Origin of the sequence: Methanospirillum sp. (assembly GCF_028679455.1) — an archaeon.
Lineage (GTDB): Archaea > Halobacteriota > Methanomicrobia > Methanomicrobiales > Methanospirillaceae > Methanospirillum.
In genome coordinates this window covers 1-2,850 of the sequence record NZ_JAJRBM010000221.1, presented here as the reverse complement: position 1 = coordinate 2,850, position 2,850 = coordinate 1, and the positions used below count along the sequence as shown (strand labels likewise).

At 39.2% G+C, this 2,850-nt stretch carries 1 protein-coding gene; it reads left to right on the top strand.

All coding sequences use genetic code 11. The annotated features are described in order from the left end of the window. Window positions 1–325: 325 nt before the first annotated feature. On the top strand, window positions 326–2,850 hold a 2,525-nt coding region (locus tag LUQ50_RS07235), incomplete at its 3' end, for a cobaltochelatase subunit CobN (protein WP_300038357.1).

The following is a 2,850-nucleotide window of genomic DNA, read 5'->3' as shown; positions in this document are numbered from 1 at the left end:
GGTTACCACACATTGAAAATATGTAATACTTTGAAACATAAAAAGAAATTTATTCATAATAAGATGGATTATTTATAAGATAGTACTATTAAAATTTAAATTATCAGGATTAATAATAATGAGTAAAAAAATTACATTTGCTTGTATTTCCACTGTTCCTACCTCCTTAATACTAAAAGCCGTGACATCGTTTCAGAAACAAACCGGAATTTTGTTTGATTTTCATATCTGGTTATCTCAACAGATTGAGAATGGGCAGATATCAGAACAACAATTAATTCATCACCTTCATACTGCTGATATCGTATTGATAGATATCAGAGGTATGGGACGCGCCTATGAACTGGTATTGCAGACGTGCCAAAAAGGGAAGAATACCGTTGTAAGTCTTATGGGACCATATAATAACCTCTTTACAGTAACAAGACTGGGTAACCTCTCAGGAAATAAACTCCTTGAGTCAAAGAAATATAATGAAGTAAATGCGTTAAATACCAGATCTCATGAAATAGAAACCACCTCACACCATCGAAACAGGAATATTCTCGATGAATTTACAAGTACAGTGAATCATTCACCTCGTTCAATTGAAAGGGATGCAAAAAATTACAACCAGATCATCCAATACTGGCGTCATGGAGGTCTGGATAATTATTATAATCTCATCCATTTTCTCATGAAAGAATATGGAGGAGGATATAATCTTCCGAATCCGGATCCTCCGTTTGAATATCCCGAATATGGCATATATCATCCAGAATATGGATATTTTCAAAGCCTATCCGAATACTATACTGCTGCCAAATACCATAAGGGTCAGCAGGCAATAGGCATCATGTTTCACAGCGGAATGCATCTGGAACAGAATATTCCAACCATTACATGTTTACTTGAAGCATTACCGGAATTCGCCATTATACCAACTCATTCAACCCCGGAAACGAATCTTGCATGTATTGATAATTTTTTTCTGCAGAATGGAAAACCAATTGTAGATGCTCTGATTAACCTTAAATACTTCCGTCTTAACGGAGGCCCTCTTGGTGGCGATCCTGCACTCACAACCGAACTTCTCAAAAAACTGAATGTACCGGTCTTCGCTCCTTTATCCATGTTTAGCCAAGATATTGAGGAATGGGATGATAATATTGCTGGGATAAATCCTATTCTTACCATCATGGCTGTAGTATGGCCTGAACTGGATGGATGTATCGAACCAATCCCCTGTTGTGGTTTACAAACAATTCAGAATGAAAACACTGAAGTAAAAGAAATAAGAGCAATATCTGAGCGGGTAGGTAAAATCTCAAGGAGGATTCGAAACTGGATCCGACTTAAAAATATCCCAAATGCAGAGAAGAAGATTGCAATCATTATTTATAACTATCCCCCTGGAGAGGCAAGCCTTGCTGGGGCATCGTATTTAGATGTATTCGTTAGTGTGAAGCGTTTACTAAAGACTCTAGCATCAGATGGATACTCAGTTGAAATCCCTGATGAACCCTTGCATTCCCTTTTTGAAGAGAGAAAACTATACAATACTGCCCGATGGTCAAATCTCAAAGATACTGCCAATTACTCTGAAAGATATTCGTTAGATAAATACCTGAACTTTTTCTCTTTTTTACCGACGAGAGTACAATTTGATCTTACCGAACACTGGGGATCTCCTCCAGGGAATATCATGGTTTATGGGGATAATTTCATTATTCCGGGGATAAAATGTGGAAATGTTTTTGTAGGAATTCAACCAGCCAGACCCCCATTAACAGAGGAGGATGTCGCTTCTGCAGCACACGACAAAACAAAACCTCCCCATCACCAGTATGTAGCATTTTACCGGTGGCTTTCTGAAGAATTCAAGGCTGATCTCATCTTCCATGTTGGTACTCACGGTCTTGCCGAATTTACCAAGGGAAAAGAGATTGGTATGAGCGAGTCCTGTTTTCCCGATCTGTTAATCGGTGATATTCCCCATTTATATTTATATAGTGTTACCAACACATCAGAAGCGACAATCGCAAAACGTCGTTTATACGGAACATTGTTAAGTTACAATTCTCCGCCTTTTTCCACATCCGATCTGTATGAACAATACCTAGATTTGGAGCACCTGATCGAGGAACGTGAAGAAGCAATAAAGCAAGGTCAAGATCTCAGAAAGGAGAGACTTGAGAAGAAGATTATAACTCTCGCAACTGATCTCCACATCGAATCTGACAGTATTCCTGAAATTCATGAGATACTCTATGACATGAAACGGAGTATTATTCCAAAAGGACTGCATATTCTTGGCGAGAAATATGAAGCGCAAGATATTAAAGGATATATCGAATGCATTCTTCGGTATGACCGAGATGAAACATCATCTCTCAACCGAATCCTTGCAGAATCATTAGGAATTCCATATGATGAAGCTTTACGGAATCGCCAAAGTTATACACACCAACTGGATGCAATAGATATCTGGTCACGAAAGATTATTTCAAACCTCATTGATTTTGGAATAGAGAAAGCAATTGCTGAAAGTGGTGTTGCTGAAAATAAATATGAAAAGTTAAGAGAGACACTTGAACAAGGACTTCTCCTCTCTCAGGACTATGCAGATAACAGCCATGAACTGAAAAACTGTGTCCGTGGTCTTCATGCCGAATTTATCCGACCAGCCTTGGGAGGAGATGTTATCCGACGCCCCGATGTCCTCCCGACCGGATTCAATATTAATCAGTTTGATCCGACAAAGATTCCAACCGGGACCGCCGTAGAACGGGGGGCAGAAATTGCAGAGAATACTATCAGGACGTACCTTTCCCAGGAAGGTAACTTCCCGGAAAGTGTCGGGATGGTTCT